Raw genomic sequence first — 18,439 nt, 5'->3', positions numbered from 1 at the left:
ATCAGAGAAATTATAGTCAAACATTTTAAACAAATATTAATAAAGATGGTAAAATGGGCAAAATTGTACGTAGGAAGGATTACGCCTGTGGATAAAAAATTACGTAAAAGCGAAAAAATTTTAGATGCAGCGTTAATGCTCTTTTCAACACGAGGTTTTTATGCCACGACGATTCCCGACATTGCCAAAGCGATGGGGATGAGTGTTGGCAATATGTATAACTACTTCTCTTCCAAAGAGATGCTTGCCAAAGAGATCATCAAATACTCTTCCGATATTTTAGGCGCTGAGATTCGGCGCGTGAACGAAGAAGAGGGAAACACCAAAGAGAAGATTCGCAAAATTGTGGCGGTCTATTTTGAGATGGCATCTTCCAAACCACAGCACATCAACTACTTTTTACGTGTTTATCTTGCGAACAAAGAGGTTTTTAAAGATGGGTGTGAGGGCATGCTGTGCGTCTCATCGTTTGTGACAGAGCTGATGATCTTTTTTGAAGAGGGTGTTGCGTGTGGGGAACTTCGCAATCAAGACTTTTTCTCTGCTTTTGGGCTGTTTATGGGCTATTTGGGTGGATTTGTTTTTTTAAGTGGCGAAGGTGTTTTGGAAAAAGATCTTAACCATTACGTTGATGAGATTGCGCTCAATATCTACAATGCGCTCAAACACTAATGTCTCAAAAATCCACCATCATCTGGCTTCAAGGGCTTACATGTAATGGCAACAGCCACTCCTTTTTTAACTACCCACAGATGCCCAGTTTTGCCGCTTCTTTTGAGATGCTGTATCATCCGCTTTTATGCGGTGCAGAGGATTTCCTCAGTCTGCTTAAGAGCGATACGAAGTTTGATTTTCTAATCCTTGAAGGTGCTTTAAGCCATGATGAGAGACTTATTGAACGTTTTGGAATTGCGTTTTATGAAATCCTTGATGTTCTTGCCGCGCGTGCGAAGCATATCATCTGCGCAGGCAGTTGTGCAAGTTTTGGCGGTGTTTTTAGATTACGTGATCCGCAAAAGATTACAGGCGCACTCTTTTGTGGTAAAGAAAAAGGCGGATATTGGTTGGAAAAAGCTAATGTCATTAACATCTCTGGCTGTCCCGTGCATCCGCGCTGGCTGGTGGAGACACTCTTAGCGTTGCATGTGGGCGAGAAAGTGCTTTTAGATGACTTCTTGCGCCCTAAAGAGGTCTTTTCATATTTGGTCCATCATGGCTGTCTGCGCAATGAATATTTTGAATGGAAGGTCGATAGCCAGCAACTGGGTGAAAGGGAAGGGTGTTTGTTTTACGAGCACGGCTGTGTGGGACCTATGAGTCATGCCAATTGCAATAAAATTTTGTGGAATGGGGTGAGTTCTAAAACAAGAGCTGGTTCTCCCTGTTTAGGATGCACGGAGTTTGACTTTCCAAGAGTTGCTTTGTATGAAACTCAAAAAAATATGTCTTTGCCTCAAACCCCTTTTGGCATCTCAAAGCGCGCGTATTATAGCCTTGCAGGTGTGGCAAAGAGTTTTAAAATCGAAAGACTTGAAAAGAAGCTAATCGATGAAAATCACTAAAGAGATTATAGAACGCATCGAGGGTGAAGCGACTTTGGAGCTCGAATGGGAAGAGCAGAAGGTCAGCTTCGCGCGCATCAAATTTTTCAATTACCGTGGCATTGAAGAGATTTTGCAAAAGCGTCCGCTTTTGGATGCGTTGGCTTTAACACCTCGTGTGTGTGGCATCTGTTCGCATTCGCATGCCATTGCCTCTGTACACGCCATCGAAGCGTGTTATAAAAACGAAGGTGAGCTTTTACATGTAAGCCAAAAAGCCAAAGATATTCGTGAAATTGCGCTCAATGCTGAGAAGATTCACAACCACATCAAGTGGTATTTTTTCACCATCTTACCAGAGCTAAAAAGAATTTCCGATCCAACCTATCACGGCAATGCTTTTAAAGAAAAGCAGTGGTTCCACGCACAAAATGCGATTATGGAGACGCTTAAAATGAGCGCGCATTTTACAGGACAGTGGCCGCATGGCTCGTTTGTGATGGCAGGAGGCGTGACATGCGATCCGCTTAAAAGCGATGTGCTCAGCGCGCTTGGCTGTTTAGATGCTGTGATTGCCTTTTGCGAAGAGCATTTTTACGGGATGCGTTTAGAAGAGTTGTTGGAGTTTGATTCTGCCTTGCAGGTGATGTCAGCACCTTCAGCACTCTCTTACGGGATCGATGAGATGCTCAAGCACGGTTTTGATCGTTTGGGACGTAGTTTTGATCGTTTTTTAGCCTTGGGTACATCTTACATGTACGAAGGAAGCCTTAAAGCTTCCAAAACAGCAGTGTTGGGTGCCGATGTCAAATACGTGCATGAGAGTTTGGAACACACTTTTTTTGAAGACAAGCATAAAGGGTATACGTACTCAAAAAGTGCCATGTACAAAAAAAATTATTATGAAGTCGGTCCTCTCTCACGCCTCATGGTGGCAAAAGAGCCATTGATGCGTGATTTTCACCGAAGATTTAAAGACGCAGCGCTCACGCGTGTGGTGGCACGCGCGGTGGAGTGTTCCCATTTGCTTTGGCGCACCAAAGAGCTTTTAGAGCATTTAAACCTCAAAGAGCCCTCGTTTATTCCGCCCAGAAAAGATATTCACAGTTTAAGTGGCGAGGGAATGGGCGTGGTTGAAGCACCTCGTGGCTCACTCATCCATCATGTAAAAGTGCAGCAAGGGATGATTCAATCGTTTGATATTATCACGCCAACGGTTTGGAATTTAGGCAACGGTGATAAGCAAAATCCCTCCACAGCACAAAAAGCACTTATTGGTCTACATTCGTTTACCAAAGCCGACTTTATCCTCAAAAGTTTTGATGTTTGCTCTGTCTGTACGACCCAATAAACAGCTGATTTTAGTATGACAATTTAAATATTTTTAATACTATACACTTTTTATCTTCTTTATTTGTTACATTTATGCACTATCGATTTAAATTAATCTTAAAAGTATGCTCTCCTGCCATCTTGTGAATGAGTTTTTGATTTAATACTAAATGAATACTCATTCAGGTAAACAAAATTTGTCTATTCCTGAATAATGCCTTAATCTTTTGATCTTGGAAAATTTACACAGGAGAAATTTATGGAACACGCTAAACTGTACGAAAGGCTTGCTGAGAGACTGAGCAATCTTGAGAAGTTCCCCCGTATTAAGGAGGAAAAATCTATTGCGGCACTGATGGAAGAACATGGTATCAGCCGTAGAGATTTTATGAAGTGGGCAGCAGGCGTTACTGCTATGTTGTCATTACCTTCAACATTTACACCACTGATGGCACAAGCAGCGGAGCTGACAGATCGTTTGCCCGTTATTTGGTTGCATATGGCTGAGTGTACGGGCTGTAGTGAGAGTTTACTCAGAACTGATGCTCCAACCATCGATAGTTTGATTTTTGATCACATTTCACTTGAGTACCACGAGACATTAATGGTCGCCTGTGGCTGGCAAGCTGAGCATAATTTAGAGAGTGCGATTGAAAAATACAAGGGTAAATACATTTTAATGGTTGAAGGTGGTATTCCTGCAGGCAGTAGTGAATTCTTCTTAACCGTTGGACCTCATGGTCAAACAGGCCAAGCAAGTGCTAAAAAAGCAGCAGATTCTGCAGCGGCGATTTTTGCCATTGGTTCGTGTTCAAGCTTTGGCGGTATCCAAGCAGCACATCCAAACCCAACCAATGCTCAACCGCTTAGCAAAGTAACGAATAAACCCGTTATTAACGTGCCAGGCTGTCCTCCAAGCGAGAAAAACATCGTCGGTAACGTCCTTCATTATATTCTTTTTGGAACCCTTCCCGCACTCGATGCGTATAACCGTCCAAAATGGGCTTATGGTCTTAGAATCCATGATCTTTGCGAAAGACGCGGACATTTCGATGCGGGTGAATTCGTTCAAGAGTTCGGCGATGCCGGTGCTAAAAAAGGCTTCTGCCTTTATAAAGTGGGTTGTAAAGGTCCTTATACCTTTAACAACTGTTCACGTGAGCGATTTAACCAACACACTTCGTGGCCTGTTCAAGCAGGACACGGCTGTATCGGTTGTTCAGAACCTGGTTTTTGGGACAATATGGGACCATTTGAAGAACCTCTTGGTGATAGACTCTACCATACCGTTTATGGCGAAGGTGCGGATAAAACTGCCGATAAAGTAGGTGTGGCGCTTCTGACTGTGACTGCGGTAGGTATTGCGGCTCATGCGGCGATTGCTGCGGTTAAGGGCAGTGGAAAAACTGAAGAATAAGAGAAGGATAAGTAAATGAGTAAAAGAATCGTAGTCGATCCAATAACCAGAATCGAAGGGCATTTAAGGGTTGAAGTTATCGTTGATGATAACAATGTTGTAACAGAAGCATACTCTTCTTCAACACTTTGGAGAGGTATTGAAACCATCTTAAAAGGTAGAGATCCAAGAGATGCTGGCTTTATGACCCAAAGAATTTGTGGTGTTTGTACCTACTCACACTACAAAGCAGGCATTATGGCAGTTGAAGATGCTCTGGGTATCGAACCACCTCTTAACGCAAAATTGACACGTACCTTAATGAACTGTGCACTTTTCTTGCATGATCACCCTGTTCATTTTTATCATCTTCATGGACTTGACTGGGTAGATGTTGTTTCTGCGCTTAAAGCCGATCCGCACAAGGCGGCTGCTGAGGCATTTAAATACACCGATGCTCCTATTGCGTGTGGTGCAGATGATCTTGTGGCAACGCAAAAAAGAGTGGCAGAGTTTGTTAAAAAAGGAAATCTTGGACCATTCGCAAATGCGTATTGGGGACATGCAACGTATAAATTAACACCGGAACAAAATCTTATCGCTGTTTCTCACTACTTAAAGGCACTCGAAATGCAACGTATTGCAGCTCAAATGATGGCCGTATTTGGTGCAAAACAGCCGCATCCACAAAGCTTAACGGTGGGTGGTGTGACATGTATTATGGATCTTCAATCTCCAGCGCGCTTAGGTGAATTTATGACAAAGTTCAAGGAGTTGGCAGATTTTGTTAACCGTGCATATTATCCTGATCTTGTGATGGCGGGACTTGCGTATGCAAGCGAACCAAGCGTGACGGCTGGTTTAGGTGTTGCTAACCTCTTTACCTATAAAGAGTTCCAAATTAATGCCAAAGAGTTCTTGTTTGACAGTGGTGTGATGATGGGCGAAGATGTAGTCAATTTAATCACAGGTAAACCTTTCAAAGTTCACGCCCTTGATGAGAGCAAAATTACCGAAGAAGCGACCCATTCATGGTACAAAGACAATGCAGCGTACCATCCATACGAAGGTCGTCAAGAGCCTAACTATACAGGCTTTAAAGACGCTCAAACGATTAATGACAAAGGTGTTTTGGCGCCTACAAAAGTCATTGATGAAAACGGTAAATACACATGGATTAAAGCACCTCGATACGATGGAAAACCACTCCAAGTAGGACCATTGGCAAACATTGTTGTGAACTATGCACTTGGTAACAAGCGTGTTAAAGCGGTTGTGGATCAATTCTTGAAAGATACAGGTCTTCCTATCACCGCCGTTGCTTCAACCTTGGGACGTACTGCATGTCGTATGCTTGAATCTAAAGTGATTGCAGATCATGGATTGGAAGCCTTTACCGCATTGATTCAAAATCTTAAAGTCGATGATTCTACATGTACGAGCTATAAGATTGATAAAAACAAAGAGTACAAAGGTCGTTATATTGGCAACGTGCCACGAGGCGTTTTGAGTCACTGGGTAAAAATTAAAAATGGCGTGATTGAAAACTACCAAGCGGTTGTTCCAACCACATGGAATGCAAGTCCAAAAGATGCAAAAGGCGTTAGAGGTTCATACGAAGAGTCTTTGATTGGCTTAAAGATCACCGACCTTTCTCAACCGCTTGAAATCGTAAGGATTATCCATTCTTATGATCCATGTCTTGCATGTGCAGTACATGTCATGGATACCAAAGGGAATGAGATGAGCAGTTATAAGGTCAATGTTAACGGTGCGTCTTGCTAAAGCGAAAGGGAGTCTAACATGAAAAGAGATATAGAATTTGAGTTCTCAGCAGGGCTTCGTTGGACGCACTGGCTTAGAGCAATTGCTATTTTTGTATTAACGGTGACAGGGTTTTATTTAACCTATGTGTTCATTGCCCCTGAAGCATCAGATGAACCTATCCTCTTCTTAAATGCAAAATTCAGAATGTGGCATGAAATCGCAGGATTTTTACTCATTGCCATTACGTTATTTAAAACATACCTCTTTTTTGCTGATCGTATCAGTTCAAAAGAGAGAATATCGTTTTTAGATTTTGTCAGTCCAAAAGTATGGATTGGGCAGCTTAAATATTACCTTTTTATGGGGGAACATCCTCAATTAAGAGGTGTGTATAATCCGTTGCAGTTTATCGCATACGTGGGTCTGTATACCATGATTTTTATCATTAGCATTACAGGTCTTATTTTGTATGTGCATGCGTATCAAGCAGGCGGTATTGGGGGCTTTTTATATGACTATATGCGCCCCATTGAAGCCATGCTTGGCGGACTTGCTATGGTAAGAGAAATCCACCACATCGTTATGTGGGGTATCTTGATCTTCTTACCGATTCACATCTATATGGCGATCTTTAACTCTATCATGGGAAAAGAGGGTTCAATGGATGCGATTATTAGTGGTTACAAATTTCATAAACAACACCCGAAACACTAAGCGAGTCTTGGCTTGAAAGTGTTGATTTTAGGTATTGGCAATGTGATGTTCTCCGACGAAGGCGTCGGAGTTCATCTGTGCCGCCTTGTTGAACAAAAGTATCAGTTTTCTTCGCCTGAGCACACGATCACGTTCGTTGATGGTGGCACCCTCGCAGAAAGATTAATCCCCGTTATTGCTGAGTATGAATACCTTGTCGTTCTTGATTGTGTGGATGCACAAGATGGGAAGATCGGTGATGTCTACTTTTTCGATTTTGAAAATGTCCCCAACACGATCACGTGGCAAGGCAGTGCACATGAAGTTGAGATGCTTCAAACACTCACGATGATGGATCTTGTAGGAGATCGCCCTCCCACAAAAATCGTTGGTATCATTCCTGAAGTCGTGGATGACACAACGCTTGAGCTCACGCCTGCTGTTTTAAAAGGAAGTGTCGTGATGGAGAGTGTTTTACTGAAACATCTTGTAGAATTAGGCTTTACGTATGAGCAAATCAGCGATATTGACATCCAAAGTGTAGCCAATCTGTCGTGTCTGGAGGATCGATGATCTTAGCCTTTGAATTTAATTATGTCTCGCATAATGGCATTTTAGAACATTTACTGAAAGAGATTGCGTTTGATTGTGGAGTTTTACATAAAATTAACCGTAAAGAATCGATTGTAACGCTTTTTGTGGATGCCGATGAAGCCACGTTAGGCTCATTCGCCGATACACTCTCCGCCTCACTTCCTCTGTCCATTTTCTTCAAATCTTCGAGTGTTGAAGTGGTGGATACCATGCCAGATGAGGCAGAAGTTTTGCCTCCTTTATCCTACAACGTGGAGTTTACGCCTAAAATCTTGGCTTCCGTTGATGCACCAAGTTCGCCACACTATCTCTCACCGATTTTGGGTGAAGAAGCGTTACATGTAAGCCTTTTTCATGACGAGAAAGAGCTTTTACATGTAAACACATCGGCAGGCTATGAAACGCTTTATAGCAACGTTGCTGAACTGATTTCAAATGGTGAAAATGTGTCGATTCAAACCAAAAATGGCTCGTTTGTCTTTGGTAAAATTGAAAATTGCACTGAGTGTAAAGCCTTTGAAGTGATCGCGACCGATTTGTCGGTTGTTGAGCGCATGGTTGTGTGCAGGGAAAATGAGATCAAAGCGTTGGCTTCGTTGGAGCGTCCTGCGATTCGTTTTAAAGTCAATGCGCTGTTTGCACAAAAAGAAATTATTACACAAGCGCGTGTCACCTTACGTCTTGCCGATAATCTTTTTCTCTATCAGCTTTCGAAACATCTGTTTGCAAAAGGTATTCAGTTTCTTTTCAAAGCCTCATCGTGCCAAGCAACATACCGTGTGACAATGAGTGCCACACAAAATGCCTTAGAACCACTCACCATCAGCGTGCTTGAAAATGGTGCGATTCTTATTCTTAAGGGAAGTGACTATGCTTCCATGGCACTGAAAGGTAGTTTGAAAAAATTTGAAGAACCTTCGCATGCCGCGTTTGCGTCTATCATGCAAGAGCATCAACTGTTTGATGCGGTATCAAGCTGTTTTTACTTTAGTACCCTTCACAATGATCGCATGATGCACTACTCCAAAGAGCATGGCATGCTTAATCTTGTCGAGATTTCACTGCCTTCTTCTTTTGAAGAACTTTTTGCCGAAGTCGAGCGAAGTAGCGAAAGTGCAGAGCGTTTGGTATCACATTATAAAGAGCAATTTCCTGAGATTTACGCCAAAGCCATTGCAACCAACATTCCAAGCGATACACCCAAAAGTGTCTATTCACTGTGGAAAATGATGGCAATCGCTTTAGGGTTAAGCGATGATTTTGAGCGCGCAGGTGAGCAACTTTTAGAAAATGCAGAAGATTTTGGTGGACTTAAAGGGCCACGCATTGACTACTTTTTGCAAAAAGAGGACGCGCTGAGCTCCAATCTTGATTACGTCAGACTGCTTCGCAGTGGTATGAGCTTTAAACTCGCAGGTACCGATAACACGACCTTAAGTTTTGGGTATATGGAGAGCCTTTCGTATTTTATCTCTGATCTTGCCGATGCGCATAAAGAAAACTTGATGAGTATGAAGATGGCGTTGTGTGGTTCTCTTTTTGGCTATAAACGTTTTTCTGAGATGATCATCAAAAATCTTAAACCCAATCATACGATCTGTTTTAATAAAGAGTTGCCGATTGATCAGTAAATCGCGTCTGATTTATCGTATCGAAGGTATCGTCCAAGGGGTTGGATTTCGCCCCTTTGTCTATACGATTGCTCTTCGCTACAACCTTACAGGTTTTGTATTTAACAGTTCCAACGGTGTTACGATTGAGATCGAAGGGTTTAAAGAGAGTCTTGAAGCATTTGAGCTGGCTTTGTTTAAAGAACTTCCTCCGCTTGCGCGCATCGATGTTTACACAAAAGAAATCCTTACATGTAAAGACGATACCACGTTTGAAATCCACCATAGCGATGAAGCGAGCACAAAATCCTCACTGGTTCTGCCCGATATGTCAATTTGCGATGAGTGCCTCAAAGAGTTGCACGACCCAACCAATCGCCGTTACCACTACTTTTTTACCAATTGCACGAATTGCGGCCCTCGTTACTCCATCATTCAAACCGTACCTTATGATCGTCCGTATACGTCGATGCACCCTTTTGAAATGTGTGACGCGTGCCAAGAGGAATATACCAATCCCTTAAACCGTCGTTACCACGCCCAACCCATCAGTTGTTCCAACTGTGGACCAACCCTCACATTACGTTCGATAGAGGGTGAATTACTGGGCATTAACGAAGCGGCGATTCAAACATTAGCCGAGCTGATAAATGCTGGGCATATCGTCGCGATGAAAGGGATGGGTGGTTTTCATCTGATGTGTGATGCGACCAATGACGCCGTTGTTGCGCGTTTAAGGGAACGAAAACGCAGACCTTCCAAACCCTTTGCGGTGATGTTTAAAAACCTTGATGCGATCAAAGACGTGTGTACGTTAAGCCCACACGAAGAGGAGGGCATTACATCACTGCTTCGTCCGATTGTGCTTGTGAAGTGCCAAGTTAGCGCCGCTAAAATAAGTCCACTGATCGCACCACGCATTGATCGCCTCGGTGTTTTCTTGCCCTACACCCCTTTACATGTAATCTTGTTTGAGTACCTCAAAAACCCCATCGTCGCGACCAGTGCCAATCGTTCGGGTGAGCCTATTATCAGCGACGCGTCCTTTTTGGTGGAAAAATTAAGCGACGTGGTGGAGTATTATCTTGATTACAACCGTGAGATCGTCAATTCCAGTGATGATAGCGTTTTGCAATACTTGGGCGATCAAACCCTCATTATGCGTGCATCGAGGGGCATGGCACCGCAGAGTTTTCGCGTGGATTCAAACGATGAGCGTATGATTTTAGCCGTAGGCGCGCATCAAAAAAATGCGATTGCGATTTACCTTCATCATCAAATGATCATCAGCCCTTACATTGGGGATTTGGATAACATCGCGTCTCTTGAACTTTTTGAAAGAATGATAGAGAATTTCACCCGTTTTTACGACTTTAAACCGGATCTGATTGTGGGTGATCTGCACCCCCATTACGCCTCAACCCAATGGGCAAAAAAGCAAAAAATTCCTTTTATGCAAGTCCAACACCATTATGCACATATTCTTTCGACGATGTTTGAGCATCATCTTAGTGAACCCGTCCTTGGAATTGCGTGGGATGGTACGGGGTATGGAGACGATGGCACGATTTGGGGTGGCGAGTTTTTGGTGTGTGATCAAAAGAGTTATGAGCGTGTCGTCTCGTTTGAGCCTTTTTTACTCTTGGGAGGGGATGCAAGCATCAAAGAGATCAGACGTATTTTAGCCTCGCTGTTGTGGGATGTTTTAGGCGACGATGCGGATGCGCATCTGTTAAAGTATTTCGATGAAAAATCGCTCCAACGCCTTAAACAGGTGTATACCAAAAAGATCAATGCACCACGCTGTTCCTCTGTGGGAAGACTCTTTGATGCGGTAGCGGTTTTGTGCGGCATGGAGGGCAATGTGAGTTACGATGGCGAGAGTGGATTGCTTCTTGAAGCACTCTACGATCCTTTGATTACAGAATTTTATGAGGTTGAAATTGACGCTAAATTGGTCCGTTACAAACCCATGTTTGCCCAAATGCTTAAAGAGAGTGAGCCTCGCGTGATCGCGTCTAAGTTTTTAAATACACTGGTCAAAATTCTCTGTGAGGTACATTCGCGCTACCCATACCCTGCGGTACTCGGTGGTGGAGTGTTTCAAAATCGCACACTTATGGAGCAAATTCTTCAAAATGTCACACAAAATCTCTATTTTCCGCTACAATTAGCAATCAACGATGGCGGAATTTGTGTTGGACAGCTCTCTAAATCCCTTGTAAAATAATATTAATATTTTTACCCTTTAATATTTAAAGATTAGTAAGATTAGAATGCAGATGAAGTCTATTAAGAAAGGATATACCATGGATAAAATTATTCGTTTTAGTGTTTCATTACCCGAAAAACTCCTAGAAGAGCTTGATAAAAAAGTCGATGCACAAGGGTATGCCTCACGCAGTGAATTTACCAGAGACCTCATTCGTGAAAAAATCGTTAAAGACGATTGGCAAGACGATAACAGCGATGTCATCGGCGTTTTGACGATGATCTATACGCATCATCAAAATGAGCTTGTTCAAAAGATTTTAGAGATTCAACACGATGCCAAAGTGCACATTATGTGTAACACACACGTACATGTCAGTCATGAAAACTGTTTAGAAACGGTGATGGTGACGGGAAAAGTCTCTGAAGTCAAAGACTTTGCACAAAAAATCGCAGGGCTTAAAGGGGTTAAATTCTCCAAACTTGTAGAGGCATCCATCCCCGCTTCTTAAGCTTTTTTAACGAGAGTGAGTCAACGTTTTGTTGACTCACCTATCTTTACATGTAAACGATTGACCTACCCAATACTAATACAATTCCACTTTATAATTCAAGCGAATCGTGCGAGGAGATCCAGCCGCAAGGCGCGTGCCTCCTGCTGCCCAATACTCTTTGTCGGCGACATTATCGACATTAATTTGCCAGATATTTTTCTTGCCATAGAGTTTGGTGACATAGCGACTGCCGAGACTAAAGAGCGTCACATCATCCAACCACGCTTGGTTTAGGTCATTCACTGGACGACGACCGGTATAGTAAGCACCGCCATTGATGGAAAGCCCTGGAATGCTGCTGAGATCATAGCTTAGAAACAGACTTCCTGTACGACGTGCCGCATTTTCAGGCAATTTGCCATTGAGTGCGGTTGCATCACCTTCCATATCTTCAAAACGAGGGTCTAGCCATTGTGTGGATGCAAGCCAACTGAGTTGTTCGGTGATTTTTCCCTGCGCGGAGAGTTCAACGCCACTGTAGCGTTTATGCCCACCTGCGACATAATAGTTCGCCGCGTCGGTGTAATACCCAGGGCTTTCTATATCAAACACCGCTGCTGAGACAAGTGTACCTGTCGTTGGTATCAGTCAATGAGCGCCTAGCTCGTACTGCTTACTAACACCAGGATTCAGGCGTTCAGATTCATTTTGCGTTCCTGTGGGTGCCGCTTTGCCTTCTTCTAATCCTTCTGAATACGAAGCATACAACGATACACTCTTCAAAGGTTTGTAAACAAGGGCGATCATCGGCGTGGTTTCACTCGCCTTATAGCGCGTTACATCTTGATCACTCTCATATTTGGAATGACGCAATCCTGCGATAACCTGCCACTGCGGATCCAGTGTAACACGATCCATCGTATAAAAACCCGTATCTTTTGTGGTATACGAAACACCTGTCGTCTGTGTGAAAACCGTTGGGGTTATGGAGTGTGGTGTATAGAGATTTTGAGCAAGCGTCGAAGAGGTTCTGCTTGAAATAGGCTCTTGATTTTTTCGGTGTAACTGGTTCCAAAGGTTAAATCATGTTGAATATCTCCTATATTCACAACGCCGTAAAGTTCAGCACGCAACAGATCAGAGGTGTACTCGTACTCTTGGTGGTTCACTTTTACTGTTCCAGCACCTGTGTTGAGCGTGGTCGCTTGAGGGTTCGAAAAGGTAAAGGTAGCAAGGTTTCGCTCACGCTGTGTTTTTGCTCGTCCTGCTTCTAGCCCAAGACTCCATGTGTCGCTAAGCGCATAATCAGACCTGAGCAAAACATTGGTCGTTTCGGTTTCAAACTTACTCGAATCTGGTCCTACCAATGTTGTTGGATCAACCGTTTTAGGTAAGGTGATAACGCCGTTAACCGCTTTGGGAAGAGCAATGCCTACTTGTTCTGTCACTTGGCGATGTTCATGCTCGACATCGGCTTTAATGCTTAAGCGATCATTCACTTGCCAATCCAGCGCCATGGCGACAAAGCTTCGATTGCCATTGTCCACATCATCCAGATACGAACCCAGTGTGCCTCCTGCGGCATTTACCCTTACTCCCACCTGTTTTTCTTCGCCAAAACGTTCACTTACATCTGCAGATCCAACGGCTGAGCCATACTGATCCATCATTAAACCAACGGTAGCCATAGGTTCGTTTGTCGGGCGTTTGGTGACGTAATTAATAATCCCAGCAGGAGACGTAAACCCATAATAGAGTGCCGATGCGCCCTTAAGCACTTCAACGCGCTCTTTATCTTCAAGGGGAACTTGGCTAAAGTTCATCAGTGGCAAAGAGCCATTGAGTCGATAATTGGTACGGTTTTGCACTTCAATACCCCGAATGACCAACTGATCCCACGTCTCACCACCGTTTTGCTGTTTGGTGACACCTGCGGTATTGCGCAGCGCATCATACGTTCCTGTTGCTGCTTGTAACTCCAAAGCCTCTTTGGTGATGACATTCACGGTTGAGGGCACATCCATAATGTTCGTTCCACGAAACGTTCCTGCTTCTACCGTTTCAGGTCTAAGCCCATCGGCACGTATATCTTCGACTGTAATGCCTAAGAGGACTGACGCCTCATTTTTTTCTGTTGTATCATCTACATTTTTTGCAGACTCTGCAAGTGCATTGGCTGCCATTAAGCTCAAAAACACACTGATGAGCCTTGAAACACCTCCCACAAAGAGTAAAACCGTGCTCAAACACAGCAACATCGCTAAGATGCCCATCACAAACGCACTGGTTGTTCCAAACAGAGGATAAATCAGTGCCGTGATGGTGTTTGTGCGATCGAGTGAAGCACATTGGATGGCGCAGACGACTAAAAGGTAGATGAGTGAGATAATGACAGCGCTGATCTTCACCGCTTTGGGAATCGTTCGTTTAGGATCATGCACCTCTTTGGAGTAATTACCCACCACTTCCCAGCCCACAATCGCCCAAAAAGCAAGCAGTAACGCCCGTGAAATTAGTGTCATATCAAACGGTGAGTCTATCGAAAAGGTGGTTTCATGTCCAACCAAAATAGCGATGCTTCCAAGACTCAAAATAATACCAATGATGGTCGTGACGATCAAAGAGAGCGTTCCTAAAAAATGAACAGGGCGCAAAAGAGCAAAAAATGTAAACAGTAACATTGAAAACGCAAGCGCGTTAACGTTGATGCCAAGAAGAGGTTGCAGAAAATGAGCACCGATGAGATAAACGGCAACAGGCCCAAAAAAAACAGCGCTGATCAGATAGTACGATGTCAGGAATTTGAGCTTGGTGCTAAAGGCTTCTTGTACCGCATTTGTCACCCCTTCATCGCCTGAAAATTTGATGCTTAAATTCCCAAGAACAAGCGCAAAAGCAAATCCAAGCGCTAAAATGATGAACCACACAAGAATGGAAAGATTGCCCATAAGATCATAAACAATAGGTGGCAAAAGAATGATACCAGAGCCTAAAATGGGCCCTATCATTAAACCAGTGAGTGTCAAGGTGGTGAGCTGTTTTTTCATGGGATTTGCTTTGAAAATAGTAAAAAAAGAGTGTAGTATACTAGAGCTTTAGGCTAGCTTTTTAGGCGATGGAAGGGCTTTAATGGTTACATGTAAAAGGAAATAGTTCTAAAAAAACAAACCTCATGCCCTCCATCTTTAGAAATTAAAATATGCTAGAATTTATAAAAGAATAATCAATTTTGTCTATAATCAAGTTGTCAATAAGTAGTATTTCGTTACTATTGAGTTCATAGTTAATTTTAGAGGATAAAATGATTACATATGTCAGAACAAATTTGTTTGAATCAAATGCACAAGTTCTTGTAAACCCTGTTAACATTGTAGGTGTTATGGGAAAAGGATTAGCTTCCGATTTCAAACGATTGTATCCTGAAATGTTTCATGCTTATCAAAAATATTGTGAAAGTGGACATTTATCCATTGGTAAATTGCAACTTTTTAAAACATCCAATAAATGGATTTTGAATTTTCCAACCAAACTGAATTGGCGCAACCCTTCAAAAATAGAGTATATTGAACAAGGGTTACAAAAGTTCGTAGATAACTATGAAAGACTTGGTATTCAGTCTATCTCATTCCCAATGATAGGATGTGGAAACGGTGGCTTAGATTGGGATATAGTCAAAGAAGTTATGGAACGATACTTAAAAAAACTTCCTATAGATATTTATATTCATACATCAAAAAAAGATGATTTAAAACCTGAACATGAATCTTCTAAAGAAATTGAGACTTGGTTAAAATCTGAACCGTCCTATTTATCAAGTAAGGAATTTTTAATTCACTTAAAAGAAAGATTTGGAAAACTTATTCCTGAAGTCATAAATGGAATGGAGATGTCTTTTGAAATTAAATATGAAAAAGATCAAAATGATAGTTATTTTGTGTTAAAAACAGAAAATAACAAATTTTATTTATCTGAAAGTGAATTATCTTCAATTTGGATGGTACTAAGAAGAGGTGGACTTCTTTTAAAACAGATGCTTCCTCAAGAATTAGCAAAAAATTATTTAATTGTTTTCTTGTTTTTAAGTCAATTAGATTATTTATCCTTGACTCGGATAGATGGAAAAAATAATGAAGAGGAGATAGGGCTAAGAATACTTCCTCACAAACAACCACAAAAAACAATCACCACAAATGAATTTGTTGCATGAAAAAAGAAATATTTTTAAAAACATTTCAACAAAACCTTCAAGAAAAGTTTAGAGGAAGCCAACAAGAATGGTGGTCTAATTATATTTACCACTTCTCACACATAGAGAATGTTGTAAAAATACTTAATTGTGGAAAATTGTACAGTCGAAATAAAGCAATCGAGTTAGGACTAATGGTGAATGATAATGCGCACGACGATGTCATCCAACATACACAAAATTACTATAAAGATTATGCTAGATTTTATTTTCGTCCCAAAACACCTACACAGTATATTAACGAAGGAATTCTCCCACTATCGCAAGTTCAAAATAATGCACATTGCCCTGTTCCTGTCTTTTTATTATTTGATTTTATTAAGATACTTTCACTTGATAACATTTTATTTAGCAATGGAAATATTGCAAATAGAGGTGCAGAAATTTATAACAATTTAGCAGATTTAGAAAAATTGGAATTTGATAATATCTTCCACAGCTCTGCACTTCCTCAAGAGACTTATCGAGACCACATTAAATACTGCCGTCATGCGGAGGTGCTCGTTAAAAATGAGTTGGATGTTTATGATTGTCTAAAACTTGTTGTTGTCCGTTCTCAATCGGATAAAGAGAGCTTGTTATATTGGTTAAATGATCATGCAAAAAGAAAACTTCATGGAAAAATTAAAGTTGATTCATTAGGCCTTTTTAATCACAGATGGTTATCGCTTGAAAAAGTAGAATTACAAGCAAATAGAATAATTTTTCATTTTGAAAATGCTCAAAGAAAGACTTATGATGTTAAAGTTTTCGCAACGAGATTAACAGATGGAAAAGTATTTAAAGGAAGAAAGAGTACTTTTTGTGCTTTAGGATTGTATTGGAATTTTGATGAAAATATTGTCATTGATGGATTACATGTTAGGTTAAAAGTTGATAATATCACTATTTATGAAAATCGAATACGATATATAGAGGATGATATAATTTAAGCTAAATTAGAATCATCTTTCCCAATATCAGCTTCTGTTCTTCATGCGTATAATTAAATTTAAACTCGGCTTCTTTGAGATAATAGATAAAATTCTCTTTTTTAATCCCTTTAAAATGATCCATCCATCTTTCTAAAAAATACCAAAAATCGACTAAGGCGTTGTCAAAACTCTCGTAATGTGCCACTTTATGTTGGTTAAGGTAGCGCGCGTAGGTCTCTTTTTCGATGGAATTTTCCTCTAAATTTTTCAGATGGGCAAATTGATTGGGGAGCAAAAGCGTGTGAATACGTTTATCGTACAACATGCCTAAAATACCGATGGCATCGAAGAGATACTTTGGTTTTCCCCGTTTACATGTAGGCAGAAAATAGTACTCGTCGTACTGTGAAAATGTCTGTGTGTGTTTCGCGTAGAGAGCTTCGGAGTGTTCGATGAGTAAAAGGCGCAGTTTTTGGTAGGTTTTGGCTACGGTTAGATAATTGAGCCCTAAAAGGGTCGCACACGCATGGGCACTTTGATTGACGATAAAAGCGTCTAGTATTTGCCTCTCTTTGGTCTGTTTTGCATGGCTAAAGGTGCGTTTACATGTAACGCAGCGATACTGTGTGGAGGAGACTTTGTAGAGTTTGGTTTGTCCGCAAAAAATGCACGTTTTATCTTCTGTTCTCATAAGCGTATTTTTCCTGAAAATAACTAAGAAACTTCTTTTTTTAGCTCCTATTTAAAGAGTTGCTCTATAATAGATCAAAAATATATCTAAGGACTTAAAATGTGTAAAGATTGCGGTTGTTCAATCACTCCTACCCAATGGTCTGCGCATGCGCATGAGCACACTCACGATGGTCATACGCATAGCCATTCACACGATCATGACGATCATACCGAGAACGATCATCCTCATGCGCATGACCACGATCACCACGAGCACAAACACCACGACGAGATTCATGCCAATCCTCAACTGAATGATAAAAAAACCATCGCAGTGATCACGAAAATTTTAGATGCCAATGACAAACAAGCAGGACACAATCGCGCTCACTTTGAAGAGCATGGTGTGCTTGCGATCAATCTTATGAGCAGCCCAGGAAGTGGGAAAACCACGCTTTTGGAAGCGACGATTGATACCAAGCAGATCAAACTAGCGGTCATTGAGGGCGATCTTGAGACCAACCAAGATGCTGATCGCATCATCGCAAAAGGTGCATTGGCGCATCAAATCACCACAGGTCAAGCGTGCCATTTGGATGCGTTTATGGTGCATGAAGGGCTTCATCATCTTCCTATCGAAGGACTTGATGTTGTCTTTATCGAAAACGTGGGCAATTTGGTTTGTCCTGCTAGTTATGACGTAGGAAGTCACCTCAATGTTGTGTTGCTCTCCGTCCCAGAGGGTGATGATAAACCGGCAAAATACCCCGTAATGTTTCGCAGTGCTGACCTCTTTTTGATCACCAAATGCGATTTGTTACCTCATTTTGATTTTAGTGTTGAAAAAGCGATTCGTGAAGCACGCAAACTTAACCCAAAAGTCGATGTGATCGAGATAGACAGCAAGTCTGGCAAAGGGATTGATCAGTGGATTAATTACCTAAAAATGAAAAAAGCATTGAGATAACC

Annotated in this window: 17 protein-coding genes; 13 read left to right on the top strand and 4 right to left on the bottom strand. The window is 41.7% G+C overall.

Translation table 11 applies throughout. The annotated features are described in order from the left end of the window. Window positions 1-87 precede the first annotated feature (87 nt). The 10 genes from JU57_RS00840 to nikR all read left to right on the top strand — a co-directional run bounded on the left by JU57_RS00840 (window position 88) and on the right by nikR (window position 11,656). Complete coding sequence (locus JU57_RS00840; protein WP_037955686.1) at window positions 88-672, top strand: TetR/AcrR family transcriptional regulator; 585 nt, start codon at window positions 88-90, stop codon at window positions 670-672. Then, a complete protein-coding gene (locus tag JU57_RS00835) occupies window positions 672-1,562 on the top strand; it encodes a hypothetical protein (protein ID WP_051906427.1) in 891 nt (296 codons plus the stop codon). Before JU57_RS00840 ends, JU57_RS00835 begins: the two co-directional genes overlap by 1 nt. Continuing rightward, a complete protein-coding gene (locus JU57_RS00830) occupies window positions 1,549-2,892 on the top strand; it encodes a nickel-dependent hydrogenase large subunit (protein WP_037955683.1) in 1,344 nt (447 codons plus the stop codon). Before JU57_RS00835 ends, JU57_RS00830 begins: the two co-directional genes overlap by 14 nt. A gap of 240 nt (window positions 2,893-3,132) precedes the next feature. Then, window positions 3,133-4,290 carry a hydrogenase small subunit gene (locus JU57_RS00825; RefSeq protein ID WP_037955680.1) on the top strand — a complete coding sequence of 386 codons (1,158 nt, stop codon included), beginning with the start codon at window positions 3,133-3,135 and terminating at the stop codon, window positions 4,288-4,290. Window positions 4,291-4,305: 15 nt separating this feature from the next. After that, window positions 4,306-6,054: a nickel-dependent hydrogenase large subunit gene (locus JU57_RS00820; protein ID WP_037955678.1), complete on the top strand. Its 1,749-nt coding sequence runs from the start codon at window positions 4,306-4,308 to the stop codon at window positions 6,052-6,054. 18 nt (window positions 6,055-6,072) lie between these two features. After that, window positions 6,073-6,750: a Ni/Fe-hydrogenase, b-type cytochrome subunit gene (cybH, locus tag JU57_RS00815; RefSeq protein WP_037955676.1), complete on the top strand. Its 678-nt coding sequence runs from the start codon at window positions 6,073-6,075 to the stop codon at window positions 6,748-6,750. 12 nt (window positions 6,751-6,762) lie between these two features. After that, a complete protein-coding gene (locus JU57_RS00810; RefSeq protein WP_037955673.1) occupies window positions 6,763-7,302 on the top strand; it encodes a HyaD/HybD family hydrogenase maturation endopeptidase in 540 nt (179 codons plus the stop codon). Further along, window positions 7,299-8,954, top strand: coding sequence for a hypothetical protein (locus JU57_RS00805; RefSeq protein WP_037955671.1), 1,656 nt, complete (start codon window positions 7,299-7,301; stop codon window positions 8,952-8,954). The genes JU57_RS00810 and JU57_RS00805 overlap by 4 nt, the downstream gene beginning before the upstream one ends. Continuing rightward, complete coding sequence (gene hypF, locus JU57_RS00800) at window positions 8,944-11,163, top strand: carbamoyltransferase HypF (protein WP_037955668.1); 2,220 nt, start codon at window positions 8,944-8,946, stop codon at window positions 11,161-11,163. The genes JU57_RS00805 and hypF overlap by 11 nt, the downstream gene beginning before the upstream one ends. A gap of 79 nt (window positions 11,164-11,242) precedes the next feature. Beyond that, on the top strand, window positions 11,243-11,656 hold the full coding sequence (nikR, locus tag JU57_RS00795; RefSeq protein WP_037955666.1) for a nickel-responsive transcriptional regulator NikR: 414 nt from the start codon (window positions 11,243-11,245) through the stop codon (window positions 11,654-11,656). A 75-nt stretch (window positions 11,657-11,731) separates the two neighbouring features. Here nikR and JU57_RS13915 read toward each other — a convergent pair whose 3' ends face one another. From JU57_RS13915 to JU57_RS13905, 3 genes are read right to left on the bottom strand one after another with little or no spacing between them, the layout of a single operon-like run. Next, window positions 11,732-12,250 (bottom strand): hypothetical protein, encoded by a 519-nt coding sequence (locus tag JU57_RS13915; protein ID WP_294874965.1) that lies wholly within the window; start codon window positions 12,248-12,250, stop codon window positions 11,732-11,734. A 36-nt stretch (window positions 12,251-12,286) separates the two neighbouring features. Then, entirely contained in the window at window positions 12,287-12,625 is a 339-nt protein-coding gene (locus tag JU57_RS13910) for a TonB-dependent receptor (protein ID WP_294875125.1), read from the bottom strand. After that, the gene (locus JU57_RS13905) at window positions 12,622-14,685 is read right to left on the bottom strand and encodes an amino acid permease (RefSeq protein WP_294874962.1); all 2,064 of its coding nucleotides are present in this window, start codon (window positions 14,683-14,685) and stop codon (window positions 12,622-12,624) included. The genes JU57_RS13910 and JU57_RS13905 overlap by 4 nt, the downstream gene beginning before the upstream one ends. Window positions 14,686-14,939: 254 nt before the next feature. On the opposite strand from JU57_RS13905, the gene JU57_RS13585 reads away from it, so the two are divergent. Beyond that, the gene (locus JU57_RS13585) at window positions 14,940-15,845 is read left to right on the top strand and encodes a macro domain-containing protein (RefSeq protein ID WP_051906425.1); all 906 of its coding nucleotides are present in this window, start codon (window positions 14,940-14,942) and stop codon (window positions 15,843-15,845) included. Then, complete coding sequence (locus JU57_RS00780) at window positions 15,842-16,816, top strand: DUF4433 domain-containing protein (protein WP_037955661.1); 975 nt, start codon at window positions 15,842-15,844, stop codon at window positions 16,814-16,816. The genes JU57_RS13585 and JU57_RS00780 overlap by 4 nt, the downstream gene beginning before the upstream one ends. Window position 16,817: 1 nt before the next feature. Here the strand turns inward: JU57_RS00780 and JU57_RS00775 are convergent, their stop codons facing one another. Beyond that, entirely contained in the window at window positions 16,818-17,489 is a 672-nt protein-coding gene (locus tag JU57_RS00775) for a hypothetical protein (protein ID WP_037955658.1), read from the bottom strand. A 99-nt stretch (window positions 17,490-17,588) separates the two neighbouring features. Between JU57_RS00775 and hypB the strand changes: the two genes are divergently transcribed. Next, window positions 17,589-18,437, top strand: a complete 849-nt coding sequence (gene hypB / locus JU57_RS00770) for a hydrogenase nickel incorporation protein HypB (RefSeq protein ID WP_037955655.1) — start codon at window positions 17,589-17,591, stop codon at window positions 18,435-18,437. The last annotated feature ends 2 nt before the right edge of the window (window positions 18,438-18,439 follow it).

Origin of the sequence: Sulfurospirillum sp. SCADC, from assembly GCF_000743525.1 — a bacterium.
GTDB lineage: Bacteria > Campylobacterota > Campylobacteria > Campylobacterales > Sulfurospirillaceae > Sulfurospirillum.
The sequence above is the reverse complement of the archived record's forward strand: the minus strand, read 5'-3'. Positions and strand labels throughout refer to the sequence as shown.